Source organism: Mesorhizobium sp. M7A.F.Ca.US.011.01.1.1, from assembly GCF_003998295.1.
Classification (GTDB): Bacteria; Pseudomonadota; Alphaproteobacteria; order Rhizobiales; family Rhizobiaceae; genus Mesorhizobium.
Genome location: NZ_RZRT01000007.1, coordinates 144,242 through 169,172, shown reverse-complemented (window position 1 = coordinate 169,172; position 24,931 = coordinate 144,242). Strand labels below are relative to the sequence as shown.

General features: G+C 61.8%; 24 protein-coding genes. 15 read left to right on the top strand and 9 right to left on the bottom strand.

What is annotated here, in order from left to right:
- Nucleotides 1–41: 41 nt before the first annotated feature.
- Both EOA13_RS11585 and EOA13_RS11580 read right to left on the bottom strand, forming a co-directional pair.
- Nucleotides 42–1,709 carry a sulfotransferase gene (locus EOA13_RS11585; RefSeq protein WP_127292665.1) on the bottom strand — a complete coding sequence of 556 codons (1,668 nt, stop codon included), beginning with the start codon at nt 1,707–1,709 and terminating at the stop codon, nt 42–44.
- Between the two features lie 254 nt (nt 1,710–1,963).
- On the bottom strand, nt 1,964–3,631 hold the full coding sequence (locus EOA13_RS11580; RefSeq protein WP_127292662.1) for a sulfotransferase: 1,668 nt from the start codon (nt 3,629–3,631) through the stop codon (nt 1,964–1,966).
- Between the two features lie 118 nt (nt 3,632–3,749).
- Between EOA13_RS11580 and EOA13_RS11575 the strand changes: the two genes are divergently transcribed.
- Nucleotides 3,750–4,862: a pyridoxal phosphate-dependent aminotransferase gene (locus EOA13_RS11575; protein ID WP_127292659.1), complete on the top strand. Its 1,113-nt coding sequence runs from the start codon at nt 3,750–3,752 to the stop codon at nt 4,860–4,862.
- Nucleotides 4,863–4,898: 36 nt separating this feature from the next.
- Here EOA13_RS11575 and EOA13_RS11570 read toward each other — a convergent pair whose 3' ends face one another.
- Nucleotides 4,899–5,891, bottom strand: coding sequence for a helix-turn-helix domain-containing GNAT family N-acetyltransferase (locus EOA13_RS11570; RefSeq protein WP_127292656.1), 993 nt, complete (start codon nt 5,889–5,891; stop codon nt 4,899–4,901).
- A 165-nt stretch (nt 5,892–6,056) separates the two neighbouring features.
- On the opposite strand from EOA13_RS11570, the gene EOA13_RS11565 reads away from it, so the two are divergent.
- The 6 genes from EOA13_RS11565 (at nt 6,057) to EOA13_RS11540 (ending at nt 12,727) form a co-directional block, all read left to right on the top strand.
- Nucleotides 6,057–6,341: an acylphosphatase gene (locus tag EOA13_RS11565; protein ID WP_127292654.1), complete on the top strand. Its 285-nt coding sequence runs from the start codon at nt 6,057–6,059 to the stop codon at nt 6,339–6,341.
- A 69-nt stretch (nt 6,342–6,410) separates the two neighbouring features.
- Nucleotides 6,411–7,061 (top strand): TetR/AcrR family transcriptional regulator, encoded by a 651-nt coding sequence (locus EOA13_RS11560; RefSeq protein WP_127292651.1) that lies wholly within the window; start codon nt 6,411–6,413, stop codon nt 7,059–7,061.
- 66 nt (nt 7,062–7,127) lie between these two features.
- Nucleotides 7,128–8,291, top strand: coding sequence for an isovaleryl-CoA dehydrogenase (locus EOA13_RS11555; protein ID WP_127292649.1), 1,164 nt, complete (start codon nt 7,128–7,130; stop codon nt 8,289–8,291).
- 1 nt (nt 8,292) lies between these two features.
- Entirely contained in the window at nt 8,293–9,900 is a 1,608-nt protein-coding gene (locus EOA13_RS11550; RefSeq protein ID WP_127292646.1) for a carboxyl transferase domain-containing protein, read from the top strand.
- A 195-nt stretch (nt 9,901–10,095) separates the two neighbouring features.
- Complete coding sequence (locus EOA13_RS11545) at nt 10,096–10,464, top strand: hypothetical protein (protein WP_127292643.1); 369 nt, start codon at nt 10,096–10,098, stop codon at nt 10,462–10,464.
- Nucleotides 10,465–10,744: 280 nt separating this feature from the next.
- Nucleotides 10,745–12,727, top strand: a complete 1,983-nt coding sequence (locus EOA13_RS11540; protein ID WP_127292640.1) for an acetyl/propionyl/methylcrotonyl-CoA carboxylase subunit alpha — start codon at nt 10,745–10,747, stop codon at nt 12,725–12,727.
- 90 nt (nt 12,728–12,817) lie between these two features.
- On the opposite strand, the gene EOA13_RS11535 is transcribed toward EOA13_RS11540, so the two are convergent.
- Together EOA13_RS11535 and EOA13_RS11530 are read right to left on the bottom strand one after the other, a co-directional pair.
- A complete protein-coding gene (locus EOA13_RS11535) occupies nt 12,818–13,939 on the bottom strand; it encodes an ABC transporter substrate-binding protein (protein ID WP_127292637.1) in 1,122 nt (373 codons plus the stop codon).
- A 393-nt stretch (nt 13,940–14,332) separates the two neighbouring features.
- On the bottom strand, nt 14,333–14,599 hold the full coding sequence (locus tag EOA13_RS11530) for a sel1 repeat family protein (RefSeq protein WP_013532614.1): 267 nt from the start codon (nt 14,597–14,599) through the stop codon (nt 14,333–14,335).
- Nucleotides 14,600–15,048: 449 nt separating this feature from the next.
- Between EOA13_RS11530 and EOA13_RS11525 the strand changes: the two genes are divergently transcribed.
- The 5 genes from EOA13_RS11525 (at nt 15,049) to EOA13_RS11510 (ending at nt 18,704) form a co-directional block, all read left to right on the top strand.
- Nucleotides 15,049–15,390: a DUF2147 domain-containing protein gene (locus EOA13_RS11525; RefSeq protein WP_027035768.1), complete on the top strand. Its 342-nt coding sequence runs from the start codon at nt 15,049–15,051 to the stop codon at nt 15,388–15,390.
- A 224-nt stretch (nt 15,391–15,614) separates the two neighbouring features.
- Nucleotides 15,615–15,773 carry a hypothetical protein gene (locus EOA13_RS37880; RefSeq protein ID WP_023812838.1) on the top strand — a complete coding sequence of 53 codons (159 nt, stop codon included), beginning with the start codon at nt 15,615–15,617 and terminating at the stop codon, nt 15,771–15,773.
- A gap of 39 nt (nt 15,774–15,812) precedes the next feature.
- Nucleotides 15,813–16,007 (top strand): hypothetical protein, encoded by a 195-nt coding sequence (locus tag EOA13_RS11520; RefSeq protein WP_127292634.1) that lies wholly within the window; start codon nt 15,813–15,815, stop codon nt 16,005–16,007.
- 116 nt (nt 16,008–16,123) lie between these two features.
- Nucleotides 16,124–17,587, top strand: coding sequence for an AMP nucleosidase (locus tag EOA13_RS11515; protein WP_245486076.1), 1,464 nt, complete (start codon nt 16,124–16,126; stop codon nt 17,585–17,587).
- Nucleotides 17,588–17,657: 70 nt separating this feature from the next.
- Nucleotides 17,658–18,704 (top strand): endonuclease/exonuclease/phosphatase family protein, encoded by a 1,047-nt coding sequence (locus tag EOA13_RS11510; RefSeq protein WP_127292627.1) that lies wholly within the window; start codon nt 17,658–17,660, stop codon nt 18,702–18,704.
- Nucleotides 18,705–18,708: 4 nt separating this feature from the next.
- Here the strand turns inward: EOA13_RS11510 and EOA13_RS11505 are convergent, their stop codons facing one another.
- The 3 genes from EOA13_RS11505 to EOA13_RS37875 form a co-directional block, all read right to left on the bottom strand.
- A complete protein-coding gene (locus tag EOA13_RS11505) occupies nt 18,709–19,326 on the bottom strand; it encodes a DUF922 domain-containing protein (protein WP_127292624.1) in 618 nt (205 codons plus the stop codon).
- Between the two features lie 109 nt (nt 19,327–19,435).
- Nucleotides 19,436–21,115, bottom strand: a complete 1,680-nt coding sequence (locus EOA13_RS11500) for an electron transfer flavoprotein-ubiquinone oxidoreductase (protein ID WP_127292621.1) — start codon at nt 21,113–21,115, stop codon at nt 19,436–19,438.
- Between the two features lie 63 nt (nt 21,116–21,178).
- Nucleotides 21,179–21,325 (bottom strand): hypothetical protein, encoded by a 147-nt coding sequence (locus EOA13_RS37875; protein WP_155930595.1) that lies wholly within the window; start codon nt 21,323–21,325, stop codon nt 21,179–21,181.
- A gap of 10 nt (nt 21,326–21,335) precedes the next feature.
- Here EOA13_RS37875 and EOA13_RS11495 point away from each other — a divergent pair, with 10 nt between their 5' ends.
- The 3 genes from EOA13_RS11495 (at nt 21,336) to EOA13_RS11485 (ending at nt 23,971) form a co-directional block, all read left to right on the top strand.
- Complete coding sequence (locus EOA13_RS11495; RefSeq protein ID WP_127292618.1) at nt 21,336–21,980, top strand: hypothetical protein; 645 nt, start codon at nt 21,336–21,338, stop codon at nt 21,978–21,980.
- 242 nt (nt 21,981–22,222) lie between these two features.
- A complete protein-coding gene (locus tag EOA13_RS11490) occupies nt 22,223–23,104 on the top strand; it encodes a uracil-DNA glycosylase (protein ID WP_127292616.1) in 882 nt (293 codons plus the stop codon).
- Between the two features lie 54 nt (nt 23,105–23,158).
- Nucleotides 23,159–23,971 carry a helix-turn-helix transcriptional regulator gene (locus EOA13_RS11485; protein ID WP_127292613.1) on the top strand — a complete coding sequence of 271 codons (813 nt, stop codon included), beginning with the start codon at nt 23,159–23,161 and terminating at the stop codon, nt 23,969–23,971.
- On the opposite strand, the gene EOA13_RS11480 is transcribed toward EOA13_RS11485, so the two are convergent.
- Entirely contained in the window at nt 23,972–24,874 is a 903-nt protein-coding gene (locus EOA13_RS11480) for a DMT family transporter (RefSeq protein ID WP_245490359.1), read from the bottom strand.
- Between the last annotated feature and the right edge of the window lie 57 nt (nt 24,875–24,931).

Sequence of the window (24,931 nt, the reverse complement as noted above, 5' to 3'; positions counted from 1 at the left end):
TCTATTCGCCGGTCCGGCAGTGCCGGAGCTTTCGCGGCTGATCAATTCCCAGCCAAATCGCCCAAGCCATCGATCAGCGGTTGGATTGCGCTGCCATAGTTCTTCCAGCGACTGACGGACGAGGTGTAGATCGGTTGTCGAACCTGCCAGCGGCTAAACGTGTTCACGGCACCGCCCTTGTCAAAGAATCGCAGGCAGGCATCGTCCCACGGCAGTCCCAGATGGTCGATCAGGCGGCGCGATTGGCCTTCCTGGTCGGAGACCATGTCCTCATAGCGGTTCTGCAGGATTTGCCCCGGAAAAACCTTGTCCCAATGGCGCATAAGCCGGTCGTACTCGCTATAATACAGTCCGAGTGTATGGAGATCGGCGTTGTAGATATTGTCCTGGTTGAAACTCAGGAAATAGCACGAGATGCAATTGTCGATGGCATCGCGACGGCAGTGAATGATGCGCGCCTTGGGAAACAGGAGCCTTATGAGGCCGATAAGCTCAAAATTATGAGGTAGCTTGTCGACGATCCGCCGGGTACCGGTCGATCGTTGCCTGATGTGGATAAGATATTCTTCGGCAAGGGACTTCGACTGATCAACTGTCATGCCCAGGATAGATCTTCGCAATTCCTCTGGCGAGCGCGTTTCAGGCGCCAGCCTGTTCGTGATGCGCCGGAGCTTTGTCAACTCGCCGGCTCCATGCACGTCGGGATGGCTAGCAAGGACCTGCTCGGTCAAAGTGGTACCTGAACGCGGCATGCCAAGCACGAAAACAGGCACTTCCGATGTGCTTCCATGACCTGCCTTGGCGGCCAGCATCCGCGGACTGAACAGCTCGATCAAGAAATCGACGCTGCGGCGATGAGAGTCTATGTCGAAGCGGCGGGCTGAAAGTTCTTTTGCCTGCCGGAAGTGATCCATCGCCTCGTCATACCGCCTGATATCGTTCAGTATCTTCCCGGCCGCATGGTGGAATTGCTGTATGCTTTTCCTGTCGAGTTCCGGATTTTTCAGCTCAGTCAGAATGGATTTCAATTCCGCCGGCTCTTCAGCGAATTTTCGGATGCTGACCAGGCCGTTGTAGGCGGCCGCGACACCCAGGCGCTGACTCACCGCCTCCTTCATATAGGTGGCCGCCTCCTCCATACGGCCGAGGCTTACAAGTGCATTGGCCAGCCCCATTCGGACAAGAGGATGGCCGCCATTGATTTTGAGCGCCTTTTCATAAAGCGGCACTGCAAGATCGGCCTTGCCGAATTCGGTGTAGGCACGGCCGAGCGCGCAAAGCGCCTCGACCCAGTCGGCTTTCAGTTGGCAAGCAAGCTCAAAATGTCTGATCGCATCGGAATGTTCGCCGACCTTCAAATAGGTTTCACCCAGCGTCAGGTGATAGTGCGGATTTTGAGGCGCCTCCCTCACGGCCCTCTCAAAACATCGAATGGCCATTTCGTCATCCAGATCGAGCGCAAACGTGCCCAGTAGGTACAAAGCAAGAGGATGTCGGGGATTGCGCGCCAACACGCGCTGACATAGCGCCTCTGCCTCCGCCAACCGATCTGCCTGCTGAAGGTTGAGGGCCTGCCTGAGCAGTGCGTCGTCGGCTTGGACGTGCGATAGAGAAGCCGCTTTGGGCTGTGCGATCTTCGACTGCGGGATTTGCGGTCCGGACCGAGTTTTCAGGTGTTTGGACCAAGCGGGCGGCAGACGATCGTTCATGGTCCTTAGCTATCAAGAAAATCCAATCGAATCCATAAGATCCGGTCTTGTAGGAAGCCTCCAAACGCTGCGGCCGGCGCAAGCGCTTCGAGCGTCTCGGCCAACTGAACTTAATCCGCCAACCGGGGGCTGCGGTTGGTATCATCGGGTGCGGAATCACGCGCATCCGTGCGCTTCTTCAGCCTCGATTTCAGCAGTGCCAGCCAAAATCGAGGAGACGTGCGCGCAAGAGAGGCACGCCAGCCCCGTTTGGATTACGTTTCCGCCAAGTCGCCCAAAGCATCGATGAGTGGCTGGATCTCGCCTTCATAATTCTTCCACCGCTTGACGGACGATTTGTAGATCGGTTGGCGAACCTGCCAGCGGCTGGGCGTATTGACCGAACCATCCCTGTCGAAAAAACGCAGACAGGCGTCATCCCAGGGCAGCCCAAGGTAATCTATGAGGCGGCGTGACTGCGCTTCTTGATCCTCAACCAGCGTTTCGTACTGGTTTTCGAAGATCAGGCCCGGGAAAACCTCGTTCCAATGCTGCATCAGACGGTCATATTCGCGATAGTACAGACCGAGTGTCTTCAGATCGGTGTTGTAACTGTGCCCCTCGCCGAATTTCAAGACATAGCAAGAGACGCAATTGTCGATGGCGTCACGGCGGCAATGGATGATCTTTGCGTTGGGGAAGAGAAGGCCAATCAAACCGATCAGTTCAAAATTATGCGGCATCTTATCCACGACCCTAAGTGCCGCAGGCGCCCGCTCCTTCAGGTAGGACAAATGCTCCTCGGCCAATGTTCGGGACAAGCCTTTTGTGATCGACGCGATCGCCGAGTGCAAATTCCCGGCTGACGACCTTCTGAGTTCAATCGCATTCGCCACCCGCCTAAGCTTCATTAGTTCGCCCGCGCCATGTACATTAGGATGACTGGCGCAGATCTGTTCCGTAAGAGTCGTGCCTGAGCGAGGCATGCCGACCACGAACACGGGAACTTCCGAAGGATTTCCGTAATCCGCCTTGGCAGCCAGCATCTCAGGCGTGAAGGTCGCAATCAGTGAGTCTATCCAGCGACGGTATTGGTCGATATCGAAGTTGCGGCCTGATGCCTGTTTCGACTTGTTGAAATGGTCGAATGCATCCTTATAGCGTTTGAGGTCATTCAGCACCTTGCCGGCCGCCAGATGAAGGTTCTCGGCACCATCCGGCTCAAGATTCGGATTTCCAAGTTCGCCAAGAATGGCCTTGAGCTCCTTAGGCTCTTCGGTGAATTTTTGTGTCTGTACTAGGTCATTGTACGCCGCCGGCACCTTGATACGACGTTCGATTGCCTCCTGAAGATAGGCGGCAGCTTCAACCATCCGTCCCACACTGGTGAGCGCGCGAGCCAGTCCGATCCGCACCTTTGGATGATCCCGGTTTATTTTTAGTGCCTTCTCATAAAGCGGCAAAGCCATCTCGGGTTTGTCAAAGTCGATATAAGCGTCCCCCAATGCACAAAGTGCTTCGATAAGATCTGGCTGCAACTCCAAGGCGTACTGCATATGTCTGATTGCTGGCGAATATTCGCTGACCTTCACATAGGCCGAAGCCAGCCCAAGGTGGTAGTAGGGGTTTTTTGGCTCCTCACCCGCTGCCCGCGCGAAATATCGCAAGGCCGCCTCATCGTCGTAGCCCAGGCACACAGTTCCCAAAATATATAGGGCGAGTGGATGGTTGGGCGTGCGCGCCAGAACTTGCAGGCATAAGTCCTGAGCTTCGCCGAGCCGTTTGACTTGCTGAAACTGATATGCCTGCTGCAGCAACGCCTCGTCGGCCTGCGCGCGCGAAAGCGAATTCACTTTCGGAAGATTCGGCTGCGGGAATTTGGGTTTCGGCCCGGTTTGGACCTTCAGGTGTTTGGACCATGCTGGCGGTAGACGATTGTTCATTGCGTCTCGCTAGCAAAAAGATACGCAGGAATCCAGCGTTACGATTGCGGACCGCCGGGTGCTTGCACGGCCAAGTCGGTCACGCTAGCAAGAAGGCCCTTTCAAGCGAGCTTCCACCATGCACCAGCGCCCTCCCCTCATGCCGCTCATCGCAGCGCTTCCCTCGACGGTGCCGTTTGTCGGCCCCGAAGCGCAGGAGCGCGAGCGTGGCCGCGCTTTCCGCGCCCGCATCGGCGCCAATGAGAGCAGCTTTGGTCCCTCGCCGCGCGTCATCGCCCGCATGGCCGAGATCGCTGGCGACATGTGGATGTATTGCGATCCCGACAATCATGATCTGAAGGCGGCGGTGGCCGCGCATCACGGCGTAAAGGCCGAGAACGTCGTTGTCGGCGAAGGCATAGATGGCCTGCTCAGCCTGGTGGCACGCATGTATGTCGCGCCCGGCGATGCCGTGGTCACCTCGCTCGGCGCTTATCCAACCTTCAACTTCCACATTGCCGGTGTCGGCGGACGGCTGGTGACGGTCCCTTACGAGAACGACAGGGAAAGCCTGGACGGCCTGCTGGCGGCGGTGCGCAGGGACAGGGCCCCGCTGGTCTATCTCTCCAACCCCGACAATCCGATGGGCAGCTGGTGGGAGGCGAGCGAGATCATCGGCTTCATCGAGGCCCTGCCGGAAACCACCATGCTGGTGCTCGACGAGGCCTATGGCGAACTCGGGCCGGCCTCGGCGATGCCGCCGATCGATATCTCCAGGCCAAACGTCATCCGCATGCGCACCTTCTCGAAGGCTTACGGGCTGGCGGGCATACGTTGCGGCTATGCGATCGCCGAGGCCCAGGTGATCCGCGACTTCGAGAAGATCCGCAACCACTATGGCGTCAGCCGTATGGCGCAGATCGCCGGCGTCGAGGCGCTCGCCGATCAGGACTATCTCAGAAGCGTGGTGGCGCGGGTCGCGGCCGGCCGCCGACGCATCGCCGGCATTGCCGAAGCGAACGGGTTGAAGCCACTGGCGTCGGCGACCAATTTCGTCACCATCGATTGCTGCGGCGATGGCGCCTTCGCGCTGAAAGTTCTGCAAGGCCTGCTGTCACGCGACGTCTTCATCCGCAAACCGATGGTGCCACGGCTCGACCGCTGCATCCGCGTCAGCGTCGGCCTCGATCACGAACTCGATATTCTTGCCGATGAGCTTCCGGGCGCTTTGGCGGCAGCGCGGGGAAACTAGTATCCGGTTGTAGGCAAGCCAGAATCACAAGGCACGCTACAAATCCATTTCCCAGGTCTGGCCGGTCAGATCCTTGCCGAAGCTGTGGTGGTGCTCCTGCGAGACCAACCTGAAGCCGGCGCGTTCGTAAATTGCGCGCGCCGCGACGAGGATGTCATTGGTCCACAGCACCAGCTTGGTGTAGCCGCAAGCCCGGGCCTGGTTCACGCATTCCGCGACCAGTCGTTTGCCTATGCCGAGGCCGCGCGCCGATGCCTCGACATGCAGCATTCTCAGCTTGGCCACTTCGTCGTCCTGATGAACCAGGAACACCGCGCCGACCGGCTCACCACCGCGCTCGGCGATCCAGCAGAAATCGCGGCCGGGCACGAAATTGCGAATGAAATCGGCGCCGATCTCGGCGAGCATGGCCTCGAACTCGATCGTCCAGCCATATTCCTCGGCATAGAGTTGGGCCTGGCGCTGCACGACCCAGCCGACATCGCCGACGCGATGCGGCCGCAACGTCACCTCGCTGCTGTCACGGGTGGGATCGCCCAGCAATTCCCCCGCCTTGCGCAAGGCGCTGCGCAGTTCATGCAACCTGTCGTCGGGGACGCTTTCGATCAGCCGCGCCGTGTCCCGATCGGCCGCCGCTTGCAGCCTGGCAAGCGCTGCCTCGCCTCGTGAGGTCAGCGAGAGGACCCTTCGGCGCCGGTCAGCCGGGTCCGTTCTGGCCTCGGTCAGCCCCTGGCCCGCAAACTTGCGCAGGATCCGCGTCAGATAGGCGGCATCGACACGCAACTGTCTTGATATTTCGGAGGCCGCCGGGCCATTCTCCAGCCGAAAAGCACCAGCCAGGAAACCCCGCTCCCCGGCGATTTCGGCGGAAGCCGGGTTACTGCGGTGACCCAGTTCGAACAGCACGCGCGCCTCGGTCAAAGTGAATGCACTTTGTGTCAGCGTCTCGTCGAGAAGGCCGACGGTGCGCGTGTAGAAGCGATTGAAGCGCCTGACATCGGCCACCAATGCGTTGCGTTCGTCCAACATCCGCAGCCAGCTCCCAATAAGGCAGCTCCATTTTTCAAAATTAATGGACTGAGTCAATGAAATTTCAAAGCCAGAGGGCCCAGCTATTGCGTCGTGCGCGCAACTCTCATGTTGCATTCCCTGAGCCATGCACCAGATTTCAACGAGACAGGCTTGGAGAGATTCATGACTGGTCATCGCAGGAAAGTGCAGGCGCGCATCTACGGCAATGTGCAAGGCGTCGGCTTCAGAGCATGGGCCCGGGATGAGGCCACAGGCCTTGGTCTTGCGGGCTGGGTTTGCAATGAAGCGGATGGGTCCGTAACGACGCAAATTGCAGGCCTTGATGAAGCGGTCTCGACAATGATCAAGCGCCTCTGGGAAGGGCCGGCCGGAGCTTCTGTTTCCAAGGTCGACATCGAGGAGTTGGTGGCAGAAAACGCCTCTGTTGGGTTCAAGATCGTTGCATGAAGGTGAGTTTGGATGGGGGCTTGAATTAATTGAACGTTCGTTTTATTATTGCTCCGCAGAGGAGCTGACATGGCACGCACCGCTGGGTCCGATGGCGAAAAGACCGAAGCGACTATCCGTGGGGCGGCGGTCAACCTCATCGCGCGCCTTGGTTACGAGGCGATGTCGATGCGCCAGCTTGCCGCCGAGGTCGGCGTCCAGGCGGCTGCGCTGTACCGCTACTTTCCAACCAAGGAAGAGCTTCTGTTCACGCTGATGCGCGAGCACATGGAAGATCTGGCCACAGCATGGGAAGCAGCCCGCCCGGCGAACGCAGATTCGGCGCAACTGCTCTCCGCCTATGTGCGCAATCACATCGCCTTTCACATCGAGCGACGGCACGCCACGCATGTGTCGAACATGGAATTGCGCAGCCTGTCGCCCGAACGGCTGACGCAGATTCTGCGCATGCGCACAGCTTACGAGAAGGAACTGCGCGCCATCCTGCGCGATGGCGACGAGACGGGCGCCTTCAGCATCGACGACACCGGGCTGACGGCCATGGCGCTGATCCAGATGATGACCGGCGTCATCGTCTGGTTTCGGCCGGGCCAGCGGCTATCAATCGCTGAAGTCACGGCGACATATCTTTCAATGACAATGCGGCTCGTCGGCGCGAAGATCGACGCCTACAGCGCCGCGCGTCCCTTCGGACGCGCAAAGGACGCTGCAGCATTTTGATTTCGCGCATGATCCCTTTCCGAAAATCAAAGGCGATTTTCGGGGTCATGCGCAGGGAGGAAAAGCATGTACACGAACACGCTCAGCTTCGGGCATGACGAGGAGATCGAGGCGCTGCGCGACTTGGTGCGGCGCTTCGCCCAGGACCGGATCGCTCCGGTCGCCGCCGACATCGATCGCTCGAACGAATTTCCGGCGCATCTGTGGGGTGAACTCGGTGCGCTCGGCCTGCTTGGCATCACGGCCGATCCCGATTTCGGCGGCAGCGGCATGGGCTATCTCGCGCATGTGATCGCCGTCGAGGAAATCTCGCGCGCTTCGGCCTCGGTCGGCCTCTCCTACGGTGCCCATTCCAATCTCTGCGTCAACCAGATCAACCGCTGGGGAACGCCGGCGCAGAAGGAAAAATTCCTGCCGCCACTGTGCTCGGGCGAGCGGGTCGGCGCGCTGGCGATGTCGGAACCTGGCGCCGGCTCGGACGTCGTCTCGCTCAAGCTGCGCGCCGAAAAGCGCAACGACCGCTACGTGCTCAATGGCACCAAGATGTGGATCACCAACGGGCCGGATGCTGAGACGCTGGTCGTCTATGCCAAGACCGATCCGGAGCAAAACTCGCGCGGCATCACCGCCTTCATCGTCGAGAAGGCTTTTGCCGGGTTTTCCGTGGCGCAAAAGCTCGACAAGCTCGGCATGCGCGGCTCCAACACCGGCGAACTGGTGTTCAGGGATGTCGAGGTGCCCTTCGACAATGTGCTGCATGAGGAAGGGCGCGGCGTCGAAGTGCTGATGTCGGGCCTCGACTATGAGCGCACCGTGCTCGCCGGCGGACCGATCGGCCTGATGGCGGCGTGCCTCGACGTGGCAATCCCCTATGTGCACGAGCGCAAGCAGTTCGGCCAGGCGATCGGCGAGTTCCAGCTGGTGCAAGGCAAGCTGGCCGACATGTACACGACGCTGAACGCCGCGCGCGCCTATGTCTATGCCGTTGCCGCCGCCTGCGATCGCGGCCAGACGACGCGCAAGGATGCCGCCGGCTGCGTGCTGTTTGCCGCCGAGAAAGCCACGCTGATGGCGCTGGACGCTATCCAACTGCTTGGCGGCAATGGCTACATCAACGACTATCCGACAGGCCGCCTGCTGCGCGACGCCAAGCTCTACGAGATCGGCGCCGGCACTAGCGAGATCCGACGCTGGCTGATCGGGCGCGAGATCATGGCGGAGGGGGTATAGCATGGCTACGCTGCAAACCCAGATATCCCCCTCCTCCGAAACCTTCCGTGCCAATGCCGAGCGCATGCGGGCGCTGGTCGCCGACATTGCGGAGAAGGCAGCCACCGTCGAGCGCGGCGGCTCGGAGGAAGCGCGCGAGCGGCATGTTTCGCGCGGCAAGCTGTTGCCGCGGGAGCGCCTGGCGCAATTGCTCGACACCGGCTCGCCCTTCCTCGAGATCGGCCAGTTCGCGGCATGGTCGATGTATGGCGAGGAGATCTCTTCGGCCGGCATGATCGCCGGCATCGGCCGCGTCGAGGGCACCGAGGTGATGGTCGTCGTCAACGACGCCACGGTGAAGGGCGGCACCTATTATCCGCTGACGGTGAAGAAGCATCTGCGCGCGCAGGAGATCGCGCTGCAGAACAATTTGCCTTGCATCTACCTCGTCGACAGCGGCGGCGCCAACCTGCCCAACCAGGACGAGGTGTTTCCCGACCGCGAGCATTTCGGCCGCATCTTCTACAACCAGGCCAACATGTCGGCATCAGGCATTCCGCAGATCGCCTGCGTCATGGGTTCCTGCACGGCGGGCGGCGCCTATGTGCCGGCGATGTCCGACGAGACGATCATGGTGCGCAACCAGGCGACCATCTTCCTCGGCGGCCCGCCGCTGGTGAAAGCGGCGACCGGCGAGGACGTCAGCGCCGAGCATCTCGGCGGCGCCGATGTGCACACCAGGCTCTCCGGTGTTGCCGACCACTATGCGCTGGACGACGACCATGCGCTCGCCATCTGCCGCCGCATCGTCAAAAACCTGAATCGGAACAAGACTGTAAGCCTAAACTTACAGAGATCGATTCCGCCGCTTCATCCGGCGGATGAACTCTACGGCATCGTGCCGACCGACCTGCGCCAGCCCTATGACGCACGCGAGGTGATTGCGCGCATCGTCGACGGTTCCGAATTCGACGAGTTCAAGCAGAATTACGGCACCACGCTGATCACCGGCTTTGCCCATCTCCATGGCATGCCGGTCGGCATCATCGCCAACAACGGCGTGCTGTTTTCCGAAAGCGCTGTGAAGGGCGCGCACTTCATCGAACTGTGCTGCCAGCGCAAGATCCCATTGGTCTTCCTGCAAAACATCACCGGCTTCATGGTCGGTCGAAAATATGAAGCAGGCGGCATCGCCAAGGACGGCGCCAAGCTGGTGATGGCGGTCGCTACCGCCCGCGTGCCAAAGGTGACGATCATCATCGGCGGTTCGTTCGGCGCCGGCAATTACGGCATGTGCGGCCGCGCCTATTCGCCGCGCTTCCTGTGGATGTGGCCGAACGCCCGCATCTCGGTGATGGGCGGCGAGCAAGCAGCAACGGTGCTTGCCATGGTCAAGCGCGAAGGCATCGAGCGCAAGGGCGGGGAATGGAGCGCCGAGGAAGAGGCGAAATTCAAGAAGCCGATCCTGATGAAATACGAGCATGAGGGCCATCCGCTCTATTCGTCCGCACGCCTCTGGGACGACGGCATCATCGACCCTGCGAAGACCCGCGACGTGCTGGCGCTCAGCCTGTCCGCTGCGCTCAACGCCGAAATCGAGGACACGCGCTTCGGCGTGTTTCGGATGTGAGAATGGACGGTCAACTTCGACGGACAAACGGCGGAACTATACCAGCAGGCCGTTGCTGCCGTGCGAAAAGGCTGAACTGTATGGACCAACCGATTCATCAGCATAGGCGGCTTCGAATCTCAAACAGTGAACTGGCGGCGAGGCAAAATATTCGATACTGCTTATCCAGCATGGGGCAATGGGGACGGGCTGGAAATGAAACTGAAATATTGCCAGAGAACGGCTGCTTCGATACTTTCTGTATTTCTAATATTAACATCGACCGGCATCGGCTCGGCGGAATCGCTCGCGGGACGCAAGGGAGACGTGCGTTTTCCGCCGACCTTGGGTTCGGGCGAATGCAACGTTGCCTACAAGGGCTACGTCGGGGCGAGCGGCCATTCGGCCTACGCCACAACCTTTTATTCGCGTGTCGTCGACCTCTACATTGTCTGCGGGACGAAGCTCAACGCGCCGTCCCAGAAGGCGGCGGAAGAGACGGCGCTACGCAATTGCCAGGCCGGCTTGACACGGTGGAAGCTCAAGACCGCGAGTGGCGGCTGCGCAATTTCGTCATCGAAATAGATACTACCGACCGCAAGGTAGAGCACTCCCTTGGTAAGGGAGAGGTCTACGCCGAGGGCTGGAATGGCTCGCTGGACAGTACCCCCCTCTGTCCTGCCGGACGTCTCCCCCGCATTGGGGGAGATCGACTGTCGCTATCGCTTTCGCCAAATTCCAACATTGAAAGTTCGCAGCGAGGGCAAAGCTGCCAATCTCCCTCCTTGCGGGGGCCGGCAGGACAGAGGGGGGTGTTCAAGCGCCCTGCTTTCCGCGCGCTTCGAACCTTACATGCGGAGGCTCCATGTTCGCCAAGATCCTAATCGCCAATCGCGGCGAGATCGCTTGCCGTGTCATCCGCACGGCGCGCAAGATGGGTGTGCGCACTGTCGCCGTCTATTCGGATGCCGACGCGAGATCCCTGCATGTCGAGATGGCCGACGAGGCGGTGCATATCGGCGCCTCGCCCGTCGGCGAAAGCTATCTGCGCGGTGACAAGATCATCGCCGCGGCCTTGGCTACCGGCGCACAAGCCATTCATCCCGGCTACGGCTTCCTGTCGGAAAATCCCGATTTCGTCGACCAGGTGGCGGCGGCGGGGCTCATTTTCATCGGCCCGTCGGCGGCCTCGATCCGTGCCATGGGGCTGAAGGACGCGGCCAAGCGGCTGATGGAAAAGGCTGGCGTTCCGGTCGTTCCGGGTTACCATGGCGAGGCGCAGGAGATCGTGCTGCTTGCCTCCAAGGCACGCGAGATCGGCTATCCCGTGCTGATCAAGGCGCGCGCCGGCGGCGGCGGCAAGGGTATGCGCCGGGTCGAACATCCCGATGAATTTTCCGAGGCGTTGTCCAGCGCGCGGCGCGAGGCGAAAGCCGCGTTCGGCGACGACCGTGTGCTGGTCGAAAAATATGTCGACAAGCCGCGCCATATCGAAGTGCAGGTGTTCGGCGACAATTTCGGCAACGCCGTGCACCTCTACGAGCGCGACTGCTCGGCGCAGCGCCGCCACCAGAAGGTGATCGAGGAATCGCCCGCGCCCGGCATGACCGAGGCTTTGCGCAAGGCGATGACGGATGCGGCGGTGAAGGCCGCCCAGGCGATCAATTATTCAGGCGCCGGTACCATCGAGTTCATCGTCGATGCTTCGCAGGGCCTGAAAGCCGACCGCTTCTGGTTCATGGAGATGAACACCCGCCTGCAGGTCGAACATCCGGTCACCGAAATGGTGACCGGCACCGATCTGGTCGAGTGGCAGTTGCGGGTCGCCAGCGGCGAAAAACTGCCCAAGACGCAAAGCGAGATCGCGCTCGCCGGCCATGCCTTCGAGGCGCGCATCTATGCCGAGGACGCGGCAAAAGGTTTTCTGCCGGCAACGGGCACGCTGCACCATCTGAAATTTCCAGACGCGGCCCCGCAAGGCGCCACGATGCGCATGGAGACAGGCGTGCGGGCGGGTGACGCCATCTCGCCCTATTACGACCCGATGATTGCCAAGCTGGTCGTCCACGCCACGGACCGTAAGGCGGCTCTGGAAGCGCTTGGCGCGGCGCTATCCCGGACCGAGATCGCCGGCTCGACCGTCAACACCGCCTTTCTTGCCGCTCTTGCCGCCGATCCGGATTTCGCCGCAGGCGACGTCGACACCAGCCTGATCGCCAGGCACCAGACGGCGCTTACCGAGGTCGCGCCGCCGACCGGCGAAACCATCGCCGCCGCGGCCGTTGCGGCCTCCGGCGCCGGAGCATGGCCGTCATCCGACGATCCGTGGTCGTCGCTTGCCGGCTATGCGCATTTCCACAGCGTGGCGCGGCGTACACGATTGAAGTTCGGCGAAGACGAAATCGTGGCGAAGGTTTCGGTGCGGCATGACGGGCGGTTCCAGGTGACGCTGGACAAGCCCTATGACGACACCAATTCGCATGATTTTCGCTCAACACCACGCCTCGCCCGCTGGCCAGGCCACATCACCGTGTTCGAAGGCGCCGTTGGCTACACCTTCGCCGTGCCGGACCCGCTGGCACGGGCCGATGAGGCAGCGGCGGGTTCAGGCAGCCTGCGCGCGCCGATGCCGGGACTGGTCAAGCTGGTGCGCGTGGGAAAGGGCGATACGGTGATCAAGGGCCAGCCGCTGCTGATCCTGGAGGCGATGAAGATGGAACACACCATCGCCGCGCCGCATGACGGCGTGATCGCCGAGATCGCCACCGAGGGCGCGCAGGTGACCGACGGGACGGTGCTGGTGCGGTTCGTCGAGGAGCACAACGCCGCGACCACAGCAGTGAGCTGACGGTTCGGAAGGCCAACGACAGGGCAAACAAGAAAATGGCCGGGACGAACCCGGCCATTTCTCTAAGCTATCCAGTCGCCAGGGCGACGATTACTGCGCGATCGGCGCGTATTTGCCGTCATGCCACTGGTTGATGTCGTAGCTGGCATTCTTGAGGTCGCCCTTCTCGTCGAAAGTGACATCACCGACAACGGTGCTGATCGGCGTGCCGTTCTTCAACGCTTCGGCAACCTTGGCCGGGTCGTCGCTGCCGGCACGCTTGATGCCTTCGGCGAAAGCCTGGATGGTGGCGTAAGAGAACAGCGTGAAGCCCTCCGGCACGAAGCCGCCGGCCTTGATCTTCTCGACGGCTGCCTTGGCTTCCGGCTTTGCCTGTGGATCCGATGGGAAGACGAACATGGTGCCCTCGCCGGCCGGGCCAGCGACCTGCCAGAATTCCGGCGAGGCGATGGAGTCCGGCATGATCAGCTGGAACTTCAGGTTCTGTTCCGCCGATTGACGCAGGATCAGGCCAGCTTCAGGATGGTAGCCGCCGAAATAGACGACGTCGGCTTTCAAGTCCTTGAGCTTGGTGACGAGAGCCGAATAGTCCTTCTCGCCAGCGTTGATGCCGTCATAGTAGACCTCCTTGAGGCCGCCGGCATTCATCGTCGCCCTGACGGCGTCAGCCACGCCCTGTCCGTAGGCGCTCTTGTCGTGCAGGACGACGACATTCTTGCCGGCGAACTTCTTGGCGATCCATGGGCCGATGAAGGCGCCCTGCGCATCGTCACGCGTGTAAAGGCGCATGATCGTCGGCCAGCCGGCCTTGGCGGCCGCGTCGGTCAGCACCGGGTTGGAAGAAGCCGGGCTCATCATCAGCGCGCCGGCTTCGGCATAGACGGCCGAGGCCGGAATGCTCGAACCGGAGCAGGCATGGCCGTCGATGAACTTGACGCCATCGGCGACGACGCGGTTGGCAACCGAGACGGCCTGCTTGGGATCGCACTGGTCGTCTTCGATATCGAGCTTGATCATCGACCCGTTGACGCCGCCAGCGGCGTTGATCGCGTCGGCAGCGGCCTGTGCGCCCTGCTTGAACTGATCGCCGATGGTGGCGAGCTGTCCGGTCATCGGGCCGATCACCGCAAAGGTGATGTCATCGGCGAATGCGACCGGCGTGCTCATCATCAGGCCGAATACGGCCGCGTTCAAAATACTCAATTTTTTCATGATGGTAGAACTCCTCCACTCACGCGCGGCCGCCCCGGCCCCGCTTCTTCCAGAGAGGCCGGACAATTTCATCCTTCATTCGGCCTGTCTAGGCGCATTGGCGCCGCTCGATTGGGCCTGCAAGACGTCATCCACGCAAAAAGCCACGCCAGCCTTGTTCCGGCTGGTCGTGGCTTTTTTGTCCGTCGAGCAATCTCCAGGCGCCCCCGCGCCTAAGAATCCCGCTCGCCTTCCCCGTGTCGCGCACAGCTGAGCCTTGCGGCCTGCCACGTTCTTTCTCTTGCCTTCGTGACCGTCTTGCGCGGCCTTCGATTTCGCCGGGTCTGGCCGTCTGTGCGGCCTTGATCCCGGAGCTTCCCTGTCTTCGATGGACCTGTCCGCGATTGGCAGATTTCAGTGCATGGTCATCCATTCGCGGGCTTCGCGCAGTGCCGTGGCGATCTCGACCTTCGACATGGCGGCCGACAGTTCCGAGCGCAGTTCCGCGGCGCGGGCCGAGCCCTTGATGGCGGCGATGTTGAACCATTTGTGGGCGGCAACGACATCGGTCTCGCAATCGCGGCCGGTCGCATACATCATGCCCAGTTCGAAAAGGATGTCGGCCTGGGCAGTTGCCCCCATGGCGCCGAAACCTGCTTCAAGCATTTCAAAACGTGCCATTTCAATCCCCTGTTTCCGGCCCCTGTCAGGCTCCCGAGAGCTGCCTTCTTTTGCCCTTGGCGGCTGCTCTTCCGATGCTTTCGAGAATGCCGTGCAGGCTTGAATCCGTCGTTAAATGGCGTGCTTAATTTGAGGAAAACAAAGCTAAAACAAGAGGTAAACACGGAAATTCGTTAAGGATACAAAGTCAGCAATTCAGCCTGCTTGCGTCAAATTTGACGAAAATTTTCCAATGCCAAGTCAAGACTTCGCTAACCACGGGAGACAAAGGCGAAGCGCCGATCGTTTCATTTCCTTGGCCAGGAGGCTCATTCAGGCCCCTTCAAAATCCGAAACTCTTCCGTTGCGGCACCGCTTTTGTTTTGCCGGGAGCTGGATTAGCTTACGTTTGCGTAAGCGGCAGACCGGCGAGGCGGAGCATCCGGCCGGACATCCAAAGGGAGGAAGACATGTTTCGAAAAGTGAGCCTGGCCCTTGCGGCCACATTGATCATGGCCGGTGCGGCCTGGGCCGATCCGATCGAGGGCAATTGGAAGACGCAGGCCGGCGATACCGCGGCCATCGCTGGCGGCGGCTCGTTTTCCATCACGCTCAAGTCCGGCAAATATGCCGGCAAGACCATCGGCTCGCTCAAGGCGACAGGCGACAACAAATATGCCGGCAACATCACCGATCCGGCAAACGACAAGACCTATTCGGGCAAGGCGACATTGTCGGGCACCTCTCTCAAGATGAGCGGCTGCGTGCTCGGCGGACTGATCTGCAAGAGCCAGACCTGGCACAAGCTCTGATCGAGCGCATCCTTGCGACATGAGGACGGGACCCCGACGGGTCCCGTTTTCGTTTGCCGACACATCCTGCACCGGTGATGCTCGATACCCGCCGGCGGCCATCCAAACCGACGCCGGCGCCGTCGAAACCCCGTCAATCATCTTGAACCGCAGATGAACGCCGGCATCAGAGCCGGTTCAGTTGCATCAGGGCATTCTCCGGCGTGTTGAAGGAGACCGACCCAATGCTTGCTCGCCGCTTCACCATCGTTTGCCTGCTGGTGAGCCTGTTTGGAATGTTCTTCGCCATCCTCGTCGCCGAAGCGGGCCGGCCGGCCCGCGCCTGGGACGAAGCCAGTTCCAGAACCTGCCGCCTCGCCTGCCCTACCCATCTTCGCAACTGAACAAAGAACCAAGACCTCGAAAAGAAAAGCTGAAACACCATGAACCGCATCGCCGCCAACGCTCTCAAGACCCTTCGGCTTCTGCCGCGGGCGGCGCTTATCCTGGCGGTTCTGGCCGCTCCGGTTCTGGCCGTGCCGATGATGCGCTCCGATGCCGGCTCGACGATCGACGCACCTGCCCTGAAGAAGTCCGGCGTCGGCTTTGTGCTCCTGGTCAGCCTGCAGCGCGGTTGAAGAAAAACGGCGCTTTGGCCGCCTTCGGTCGCGACACCCCTCCCAAGTGCCGATCCAAGTCTCTATATTGAGCCATGGAAAAGCGAATCTACCCACAAGCTATCGAATCTGTCGTCATGCCGGAGCCTTTTGGCCGGCAAAGCTTTGATAGCGCCGAAAAAGCCGTCAAGGCACTGCAGGCGCTTTACGACCGCAACACCAAGTTCCTGCGCGACTCCTTCGCAGAGCTGGCGGCAGCAGGCGGCGACAATGGCAAGCGCTACCGGGCCTTCTATCCGGAGATCGGCGTCACCACCAACTCATTCACCCAGATCGACTCGCGCCAGGCCTATGGCCATATGCCGACGCCTGGGCATTTTTCCACCACCATCACCCAGCCGGGCCTGTTCGAAAGCTACCTCGTCGAGCAGTTGCGCCTGATCATGCGCAATCATGGGGTTGCGGTCACGGTGTCGGAATCGACCACACCCATCCCGCTGCATTTCGCCTTCCTTGAAGGCACCCATGTCGACGGCGCGACGGCAGAGCGCATCAAGCGGCCGATCCGCGACCTGTTCGACGTGCCGGATCTCGATGGCACCGACGACCAGATCGCCAACGGCACCTTCGAAGTCGCCTTTGGCGAGCCGAGGCCTCTGGCGCCCTTCACGGCGCAGCGCATCGATTATTCGCTGCACCGGCTATCGCACTATACGGCGACCACGCCGCAGCAGTTCCAGAACTTCGTACTGTTCACCAATTATCAGTTCTACATCGACGAGTTCGTCGCCCGCGCCCGCGACCTGATGGCCAATGGCGGCGGCGGATACACGGAGTTCGTCGAGCCGGGCAATGTCATCACCAAGAGCGGGCAAAGCGCGCCCAGCGAAGGCGTTGCACCGCCGCGCCTGCCGCAGATGCCGGCCTATCACCTGAAGAAATCGGGACATGGCGGCATCACCATGGTGAATATCGGCGTCGGGCCTTCCAACGCCAAGACCATCACCGACCATATTGCGGTGCTGAGGCCGCACGCCTGGGTGATGCTCGGCCACTGTGCCGGCCTGCGCAACACCCAAGCGCTGGGCGACTATGTGCTGGCGCATGCCTATGTGCGCGAGGACCATGTGCTGGACGACGACCTTCCGGTCTGGGTGCCGATCCCGCCGCTGGCCGAGATCCAGGTTGCGTTGCAGGAAGCCGTCGCCGAAGTCACCGGCCTTACCGGCTACGACCTGAAGCGCATCATGCGCACGGGCACCGTCGCCACCATCGACAATCGCAACTGGGAACTGCGCGACCAGCGTGGCCCGGTCCAGCGTCTGTCGCAATCTCGCGCCATCGCACTCGACATGGAATCGGCGACCATCGCCGCCAATGGCTTCCGCTTCCGCGTTCCCTACGGCACGCTGCTGTGCGTTTCGGACAAACCGCTGCATGGCGAGTTGAAGCTGCCCGGCATGGCGACCGAATTCTACAAGCGCCAGGTGGCGCAGCACCTGACCATCGGCATCAGGGCGATGGAGAAGCTCGCGGAAATGCCGATGGAGCGGTTGCATTCGCGCAAGCTCAGAAGTTTTTCGGAAACGGCGTTCCAGTAGGCCGATACCACGCATCGCGTAGGCATTTCTCATCTTGATTGGGCCGCATTTCTGCCGATAAGCAGGCGGCATGGAGAGAGCGAGCTTCGGGACATTGCTGATTTCGGTTGCATTCCTGGCAATGCTGGCCTGTTCGATCGCGCTGGTGGCCGGGTTTTTCGGAACGCTGCACCCCGCCTTCGATTCCTTCTCGCATTTCCGCGTCCACCTTGCCGTGCTGATGGCGCTTTGCGCGCTGCCGCTGCTGGCCACGACATTTCGCCTGCAGGCGGCCGTGGCACTGCTTTTTGCCGTGGCGGCCTTCACCACCACTTCCGGCTCGCTGTCCTTCTCCCGCCTGTGGCCGGTTCAGGCCGCCTATGAAGCCAAGAACGAAGACCGCGCGATCTACAAGCTGCTGCAGATGAACCTGCGCTACGACAATCCGACGCCGAAGAAGGTGCTGTCGCTGATCGGTCGGACCAATCCCGACGTGATCACCCTGGACGAGGTATCGGCGATGTGGGCGACCGAGCTTGGCTATATCAGCAGCGCCTATCCATACCGGATCCTCTGTCCCTATCCCAACGGCATATTCGGCGTCGCGCTGCTTTCGCGGCGGCCCTTTGCCGCCGGCACCGAGGCGCGTTGCGAAAGGCGCGGCGCCATGGCGACAGCGACCGTCAACTTCGGCGGCATCGACGTCGATGTCGCCGCGATCCATCTCAGTTGGCCGTGGCCACGCGAACAGTACTGGCAGATCGGCGAGTTGACGGAGCCGCTTTCCGCGCTCGGCGAGACGGCCATCATGGCGGGCGACTGCAATGCCGCGCCGTGGAGTGCCGCCGTGCGGCGGGTCGCGGCGCTTGGCGGGCTGACCGTGATGCCGTCCGCCGGCCCGACCTGGATCCACATCAAGCTGCCGGACTTGCTGCGGCGCTTCGCCGGCCTGCCGATCGACCAGGTTTTCAGCAAGGGCGGCGTGACCATCCATTCCGCGACACGGCTGGAGGACACGGGCTCGGATCACCTCCCGGTCATGGTGGAGTTCTCACTCAGGCTGAGCCAGCAAAAGCCGCTCGACGAACATGAAACCGCGACCGCGGCCATAAGCCAGACCGGCAAGACGCCAGGCTGAAGGATCAGGGCCTGACCAAAGCGATGACGAGATGCTGGACATGGCCGCCATCGCGATGCTCGCGCGCATCGAAAGCGAGCTGCTTGGCCTCATATGCGGCATTGGTGGCCTTGATACGTCGTTGTGCCTCGCGACGTGTCTTGTAGCAGAACCGGTCGTCGGCAATCCTGAGGCCGGAGATCGATCTTTCCGTGGCCCGCATCATCTCCCTGGCGATGCGGCCGTGGGTTTCCTCATGGGCGCGGACGCCGGCGAAGAACCGCGTCCAGCGCTTCCGGAGCGTCGGAGTGGTGGCCGAGGCGACACGCGGAAACGTATAGAAGAGATTGAGCGTGCCGTTGGCACGCCGCAAGCGGCAAACGCCATTGTCCTGGCTGGTGTCAAGGTCCCAGTCCACTGCGTAGCCGGTCAGCGCGATGGCATGCGTCATGAAGCCGTGCTTCGGCCCCTTGCGGTCCATAGCCTGCATCAGCGCCAGCCCCGTGTTCCCGGTGATGTCGTAGGTCCGCGTCTTGACCACCACCCTGGTGCCGGCCGAGGCCGCCGAGGCCGCCGAGGCCGCCGAAGCCAAACCGAACAGCGCACCGATCGCCACGAGGCATGCCAGAACCGCCAGGCGCATTGGCCATCTCCTTATCGTCAAGGAATGGAACCACAAGCGCGCGGCAGTTTCAACAGTCCTAATGTTTCACATGCCACAGGAGCCTTTGCACGCTGTGGCCGGCGTGGGCCTACATGCCCTGGTAGACCGGGCCTTCTCCGCCTTGCGGCGGCACCCAGTTGATGTTCTGGTTCGGGTCCTTGATGTCGCATGTCTTGCAGTGGACGCAGTTCTGCGCGTTGATGACGAAGCGCACATCCTTGGCCGTGGGATCGGCGGCGGCGTTGCCGTCCTTGTCGACCCACTCGTAGACGCCGGCCGGACAATAGCGCGTCGAGGGTCCGGCAAAGACATCGTGCTCGGACCGCTTCTGCAGTTCCATGTCGCCGACAAGCAGGTGGACCGGCTCGTTTTCCTCGTGATTGGTGTTGGACAGGAACACCGAGGACAGCCTGTCGAAGGTCAGCACGCCATCGGGCTTCGGATAGGCGATCTTCTTGTGCTGAGCGGCAGGCTCGAGCGTCGCATAGTCGGCCTTGCCATGCTTCAGCGTGCCGAAAGGCGAGACACCGAACAGCGTGTTCAGCCACATGTCGAGGCCGCCAAGGCCGACACCGACGATGGTGCCGAAGCGCGACCACAGCGGCTTGACGTTGCGCACCTTCTTCAAATCCTTGCCGATGTCGGTCGCGCGCCAGGCTTCCTCGTAGGAAGCGAGTTCGTCGTTGGCGCGCCCGGCACCGATCGCCTCTGCGACATGCTCGGCCGCCAGCATGCCGGACAGCACGGCATTGTGCGAGCCCTTGATGCGCGGCACGTTGACGAAGCCCGCCGCACATCCCATCAGCGCACCACCGGGGAAGGAGAGTTTCGGCACCGACTGCCAGCCGCCCTCGGTGATGGCGCGCGCGCCATAGCCGAGGCGCTTGGCGCCGTCGAAAGTCCCGCTGATCGCCGGATGGGTCTTGAAGCGCTGGAATTCCTCGAACGGCGACAGATAGGGGTTCTTGTAATTGAGGTGGAGGACGAAGCCGACCGCCACCTGATTGTCCTCGAGATGGTAGAGGAACGAGCCGCCGCCGGTCTTCAAGTCAAGCGGCCAGCCGAAGGAATGCTGGACCAGCCCCGGACGGTGGTTCTCCGGCTTGACCTGCCAGAGTTCCTTCAGGCCGATGCCGTATTTGCCCGGTTCGCGGCCATCGGAAAGCTTGTATCTGGCGATCAGCTGCTTGGCGAGCGAGCCGCGAGCGCCCTCCCCGATCAGCACATATTTGCCCATCAGCGCCATGCCGGGTGCGAAGCCCGGACCGTGCGTTCCGTCCTTCTCGATGCCCATGTCGCCGGTGACGACGCCGGTGACGGCGCCTTGCTCATTGTAGAGCAGGCCGGCAGCGGCAAAGCCCGGATAGATCTCGACGCCGAGCGCTTCGGCCTTGGTCGCCAGCCAGCGGCAGACATTGCCGAGCGAAACGATGTAGTTGCCATGATTGTTCATCAGCGGCGGCATGAAAATGTTGGGCAGGCGAAACGAGCCGGCAGGGCCAAGGACCAGGAAATGGTCTGATGTGACCGGCGTCTTGAAGGGATGGCCGTCCTCATCGCGCCAGCCCGGCAAAAGCCGGTCGATGCCGATCGGATCGACAACGGCGCCGGAGAGAATATGGGCGCCGACCTCACCGCCCTTCTCCAGGACGACGACCGAAAGCTCGGGATTGACCTGCTTGAGGCGGATGGCGGCGGCGAGGCCCGCCGGTCCGGCGCCGACGATAACCACGTCGAATTCCATGCTTTCGCGTTCGATGTCGCTCATCAACCCCTCCGCACTGGCTTATCCCATTCGGGTATCTTGCTGGCTCCCGCGCTGCATAGCGCATCAATTGACGACAGGAAACCGGCGCATACGTGACAATGCCGTTTTGGCCAAAAAGTCGCGCATTGCGAGGCTGGAAGACTGCTTTTCGCCCGGCATTGCCTGCGAGGCGCGCGTTTTTAATTGTTCGACGGCTTGCTTATCGGCCATACTTCACGCCATGCGCATTCCTGGGCCAGCCGGCTTTTCATCGACGCGCTTTCTTTTCCCGCCCGGCCGGATCCGCCGGGCGCTCCTTTTGGCCCTTCTGATGCTGGCGCCGCATCACGCTGCCGCCGACGAAGTGAAGGTCTGGGCGGCAGGCGCCTACTCCTTCTCCGACGAGCTTGGCGGCTTCCGCATCACCGGCGCCTCCGGCATCGGAACGAAGGACGATCCGTTCATCATCACCGAAGAGCTGAATTCGTCAACGCCGGTGACGCTGACGATCCGCACGACAAAGCCGATCCAGGCCTTCGGCAAGGCCGGCGAATTCGCCAACGGCATGATGTATATGCGCATCGAGGTGCTCAACAACAGCGGCCAGGCCTGGATCGAATTCCAGTTCGAATTGCAGGAGATCCTGAACCAGCCGAGCGTGTTCGGCGACGGGCTTTCCTTCGATCAGCGCAACAAGACGCCGGACAATATTTTGTCGAGCAATTTCGCCGATTTCGATCGCGATTTCGAACCCTATGACCGGCTTCTGTTCAGGAATGGCAAGGTCGACCCGTTGAAAACCGCCAGGTTCGAATTCCTGATGACCGACTACACGCCGCGCTGGACCTTCTATCTGGTGCAGGATCCGCGCATACCGACGGGATAGAGAAGCGGACGTGGGGGCGCGCTCTCCCCCCTCGAGGGGGAGATGTCGCCGAAGGCGACAGAGGGGGTCGGCACGACCGGACGCGACACCCCTTCGCCGACAGAGGAGGCTGGCGTTCTACGCGCGGCGACCCCCTCTGGCCTGCCGGCCATCTCCCCCTCAAGGAGGGAGATCAGCTTTCACCGCCGCTTTCGCCAATCACCGATGTTGCAAATCGTGCTCGCGCGGACGAATGTGCCGGCATGACTGCCGCTTCCCCGACCAACAGACCTGATATCGCCGACCTGCTGGCGTTTTACGCCAGCGTAGGCGTCGACGAGGCGCTCGAAGAGCAGCCGGTGAACCGGTTCACCGAGGTCTCGCCAAAGCCGATGGAGCGCGCGCCGACCGCAGCGCCTTCGGGTGACACCGCCGCTCCGCTGCGCTCGACGACCGTGTCCCGCGGCGAAGCCGGGGACAGAGCAGATGCACCACCCGTTGCGCGGTCGCCGTCTGCGACGACTGCGGTTCCCGATGAAGCGCAGGCGGCACTGGCTCGCCAATTGGCGACGACAGCAACGACGCTGGACGAGCTTCGCCAGCACATGGCGGCATTCGAGGGCTGCAATCTCAAGGCCACCGCCAAGAGCTTGGTGTTCGCCGACGGCAACCCGGAAGCCGCCGTCATGCTGGTCGGCGAGGCACCCGGCCGCGACGAGGACATCGAGGGCCTGCCCTTCGTCGGCCGATCGGGCCGGCTGCTCGACCGCATGCTGGCGGCGATCGGACTCGACCGCACTTCAGTCTATATCGCCAATGTCATTCCCTGGCGGCCGCCGGGCAATCGCACGCCGACGCCGCACGAAACCGAGATCTGCCGGCCGTTCATCGAGCGGCAGATCGAACTGGTCAATCCCAAGGTGCTGATCAACCTTGGCGGCCCGTCAGCCAAGACCTTGCTCAACACCTCGGAGGGCATATTGCGGCTGCGCGGCAATTGGCGCGTTCACACGACGGCATCCGGCATCGCCATCCCGGCCATGCCGACGCTGCATCCGGCCTATCTCCTGCGAACCCCGTCGCACAAGAAGCTGGCGTGGCGGGATTTCCTCGAAGTCAAGGCGAAGCTGCGCGCGCTCACCTAGCGATAACCTCGCAGGTAATTGAAATGCACGCCTCTCCGGCCTAGTCATTCACTCATGACAACAGCCCAAACCTCCGCCGGCAGCCTCATTCGCGAGTGGCGCACCCGCCGCCGCATGTCGCAGCTCGACCTCGCCATGGAGGCCGAGATCTCGCAGCGGCATCTGAGCTTCGTCGAAAGCGGCCGCGCCGCGCCCTCGCGCGACATGGTGCTGCATCTGGCCGAGCAATTGTCGATACCGCTGAGGCAACGCAATCAATTGCTGCTCGCCGCCGGTTTTGCGCCCAGCTTCGGCGAACGCTCGCTGACCGACACGACGCTGGCGCCGGCGATGGCGGCCGTCGAGATCGTCCTCAAAGGCCACGAGCCTTTCCCGGCACTCGCCGTCGACCGCCACTGGAACCTGGTTTCGGCCAATGCCGCCATTGCACCCTTCCTTGCCGATGTCAGCGAGGCTTCGCTGCTGACGCCGCCGGTCAACGTGCTTCGCCTCAGCCTGCATCCCGGCGGCATCGCACCGCGCATCGTCAACCTTCAGGAATGGCGAACGCATCTGCTCGAGCGCCTGAAATACCAGAACGACGCGAGCGGTGACCCTGTGCTGGTCGAATTGGAGCGCGAATTGCGCAGTTACCCGTCCGGCCTGAGAGGCAGCCGGCCGTCGCCGGTCGAGCCGAATGCCATCGTGCATCCGCTCAGGCTGGCGCATGGCGATCAAGTGCTATCATTCATCAGCACCATCACGGTGTTCGGCACGCCGCTCGACGTGACGCTTTCGGAACTGGCGATCGAATCGTTTTTCCCCGCCGACGAGCAGACGAGGACCGTGCTGGTTCGGTTGGCGAAGGAGCGAGCCGAGCTGTCGTAATCACCCTTCAGGCAAAGATGCCTTGCGCGTGCGGGTGCGCTCCAGGCCAAGCTGGCGTTCGCGCCAGATGATGAAGATGCCGGCGGCGACGACGATCAGGCCGCCGACAAGCATATGGAGCGTGGCGACGTCGCCGAAGACGAGATAGCCGACGACGACGCCGAGGATCATCGAGGTGTATTCGAACGGCGCCACCACCGAGGCCTCGGCATGGCGATAGGCCGCCGTCATCAGGATCTGCCCGAGGCCGCCGCAGAAGCCGGCGGCAACAAGAAGAGCCGCCTGGAGCGGCGTCAGCGCCTGCCAGCCGAATGGCAGCGACAGCAGCGACATGACGCTCGCCGTCACCGAAAACCACAGCACGATGGTCGCTGTGCGCTCGCTTTGCACGAGATTGCGCACCAAGAGCATGGCGACGGCCGAGATCGCCGCCGCGACAAGAGCGGCCATGACGCCAAGCACTTCCTGATCGTCGAGCGCCTCGTCGGAACTCAGCAGCGTCAGTTCCGGCCAGGAGATGATCAGCACGCCGACCAAGCCGACCGCGACCGCACTCCAGCGATAGACACGGATGGCCTCGCCGAGAAAGATGGAGCTGAACACCACCACCAGCAGCGGCTGCGCGTAGTTCAGCGTGATCGCTTCCGGCAGCGGCAGCCGGGTCAACGCAAAAAAGCCGAGCCCCATGGCGCAGACGCCGACAAGGCCGCGGGCGATGTGGTTGAACGGACGCTTGGTGGTGAAGGCAGTGCCGAGTTCTTTCCTGAAGGCCAGGAAGGCGATGATCGGGAAGATGGCGAAGAAAGAGCGGAAGAAGACAATCTGGCCGGCCGGAACCGTGCCTGCCGCTTTGATGCAGGTCTGCATGCCGACGAAGACCGCCACCGACACGATCTTGAGCATGATGCCGGTAAGCGTGTCGTGCCCGCCGGCATTATCGCTGGCTGTGGCCGAGGGGCT

Excerpts from the sequence above, each read along its gene's own strand:
- EOA13_RS11510 (WP_127292627.1), top strand. The coding sequence starts at position 17,658 with ATGGAGAGAGCGAGCTTCGGGACATTGCTGATTTCGGTTGCATTCCTG.
- EOA13_RS37880 (WP_023812838.1), top strand. The coding sequence starts at position 15,615 with ATGCTTGCTCGCCGCTTCACCATCGTTTGCCTGCTGGTGAGCCTGTTT.
- EOA13_RS11535 (WP_127292637.1), bottom strand. The coding sequence starts at position 13,939 with ATGAAAAAATTGAGTATTTTGAACGCGGCCGTATTCGGCCTGATGATG.
- EOA13_RS11485 (WP_127292613.1), top strand. The coding sequence starts at position 23,159 with ATGACAACAGCCCAAACCTCCGCCGGCAGCCTCATTCGCGAGTGGCGC.
- EOA13_RS11575 (WP_127292659.1), top strand. The coding sequence starts at position 3,750 with ATGCACCAGCGCCCTCCCCTCATGCCGCTCATCGCAGCGCTTCCCTCG.
- EOA13_RS11555 (WP_127292649.1), top strand. The coding sequence starts at position 7,128 with ATGTACACGAACACGCTCAGCTTCGGGCATGACGAGGAGATCGAGGCG.
- EOA13_RS11550 (WP_127292646.1), top strand. The coding sequence starts at position 8,293 with ATGGCTACGCTGCAAACCCAGATATCCCCCTCCTCCGAAACCTTCCGT.
- EOA13_RS11505 (WP_127292624.1), bottom strand. The coding sequence starts at position 19,326 with ATGCGCCTGGCGGTTCTGGCATGCCTCGTGGCGATCGGTGCGCTGTTC.
- EOA13_RS11580 (WP_127292662.1), bottom strand. The coding sequence starts at position 3,631 with ATGAACAATCGTCTACCGCCAGCATGGTCCAAACACCTGAAGGTCCAA.
- EOA13_RS11560 (WP_127292651.1), top strand. The coding sequence starts at position 6,411 with ATGGCACGCACCGCTGGGTCCGATGGCGAAAAGACCGAAGCGACTATC.
- EOA13_RS11495 (WP_127292618.1), top strand. The coding sequence starts at position 21,336 with ATGCGCATTCCTGGGCCAGCCGGCTTTTCATCGACGCGCTTTCTTTTC.
- EOA13_RS11480 (WP_245490359.1), bottom strand. The coding sequence starts at position 24,874 with ATGCTCAAGATCGTGTCGGTGGCGGTCTTCGTCGGCATGCAGACCTGC.
- EOA13_RS11490 (WP_127292616.1), top strand. The coding sequence starts at position 22,223 with ATGACTGCCGCTTCCCCGACCAACAGACCTGATATCGCCGACCTGCTG.
- EOA13_RS37875 (WP_155930595.1), bottom strand. The coding sequence starts at position 21,325 with ATGGCCGATAAGCAAGCCGTCGAACAATTAAAAACGCGCGCCTCGCAG.
- EOA13_RS11540 (WP_127292640.1), top strand. The coding sequence starts at position 10,745 with ATGTTCGCCAAGATCCTAATCGCCAATCGCGGCGAGATCGCTTGCCGT.
- EOA13_RS11570 (WP_127292656.1), bottom strand. The coding sequence starts at position 5,891 with ATGTTGGACGAACGCAACGCATTGGTGGCCGATGTCAGGCGCTTCAAT.
- EOA13_RS11530 (WP_013532614.1), bottom strand. The coding sequence starts at position 14,599 with ATGGCACGTTTTGAAATGCTTGAAGCAGGTTTCGGCGCCATGGGGGCA.
- EOA13_RS11520 (WP_127292634.1), top strand. The coding sequence starts at position 15,813 with ATGAACCGCATCGCCGCCAACGCTCTCAAGACCCTTCGGCTTCTGCCG.
- EOA13_RS11525 (WP_027035768.1), top strand. The coding sequence starts at position 15,049 with ATGTTTCGAAAAGTGAGCCTGGCCCTTGCGGCCACATTGATCATGGCC.
- EOA13_RS11585 (WP_127292665.1), bottom strand. The coding sequence starts at position 1,709 with ATGAACGATCGTCTGCCGCCCGCTTGGTCCAAACACCTGAAAACTCGG.
- EOA13_RS11515 (WP_245486076.1), top strand. The coding sequence starts at position 16,124 with ATGCCGGAGCCTTTTGGCCGGCAAAGCTTTGATAGCGCCGAAAAAGCC.
- EOA13_RS11545 (WP_127292643.1), top strand. The coding sequence starts at position 10,096 with ATGAAACTGAAATATTGCCAGAGAACGGCTGCTTCGATACTTTCTGTA.
- EOA13_RS11500 (WP_127292621.1), bottom strand. The coding sequence starts at position 21,115 with ATGAGCGACATCGAACGCGAAAGCATGGAATTCGACGTGGTTATCGTC.
- EOA13_RS11565 (WP_127292654.1), top strand. The coding sequence starts at position 6,057 with ATGACTGGTCATCGCAGGAAAGTGCAGGCGCGCATCTACGGCAATGTG.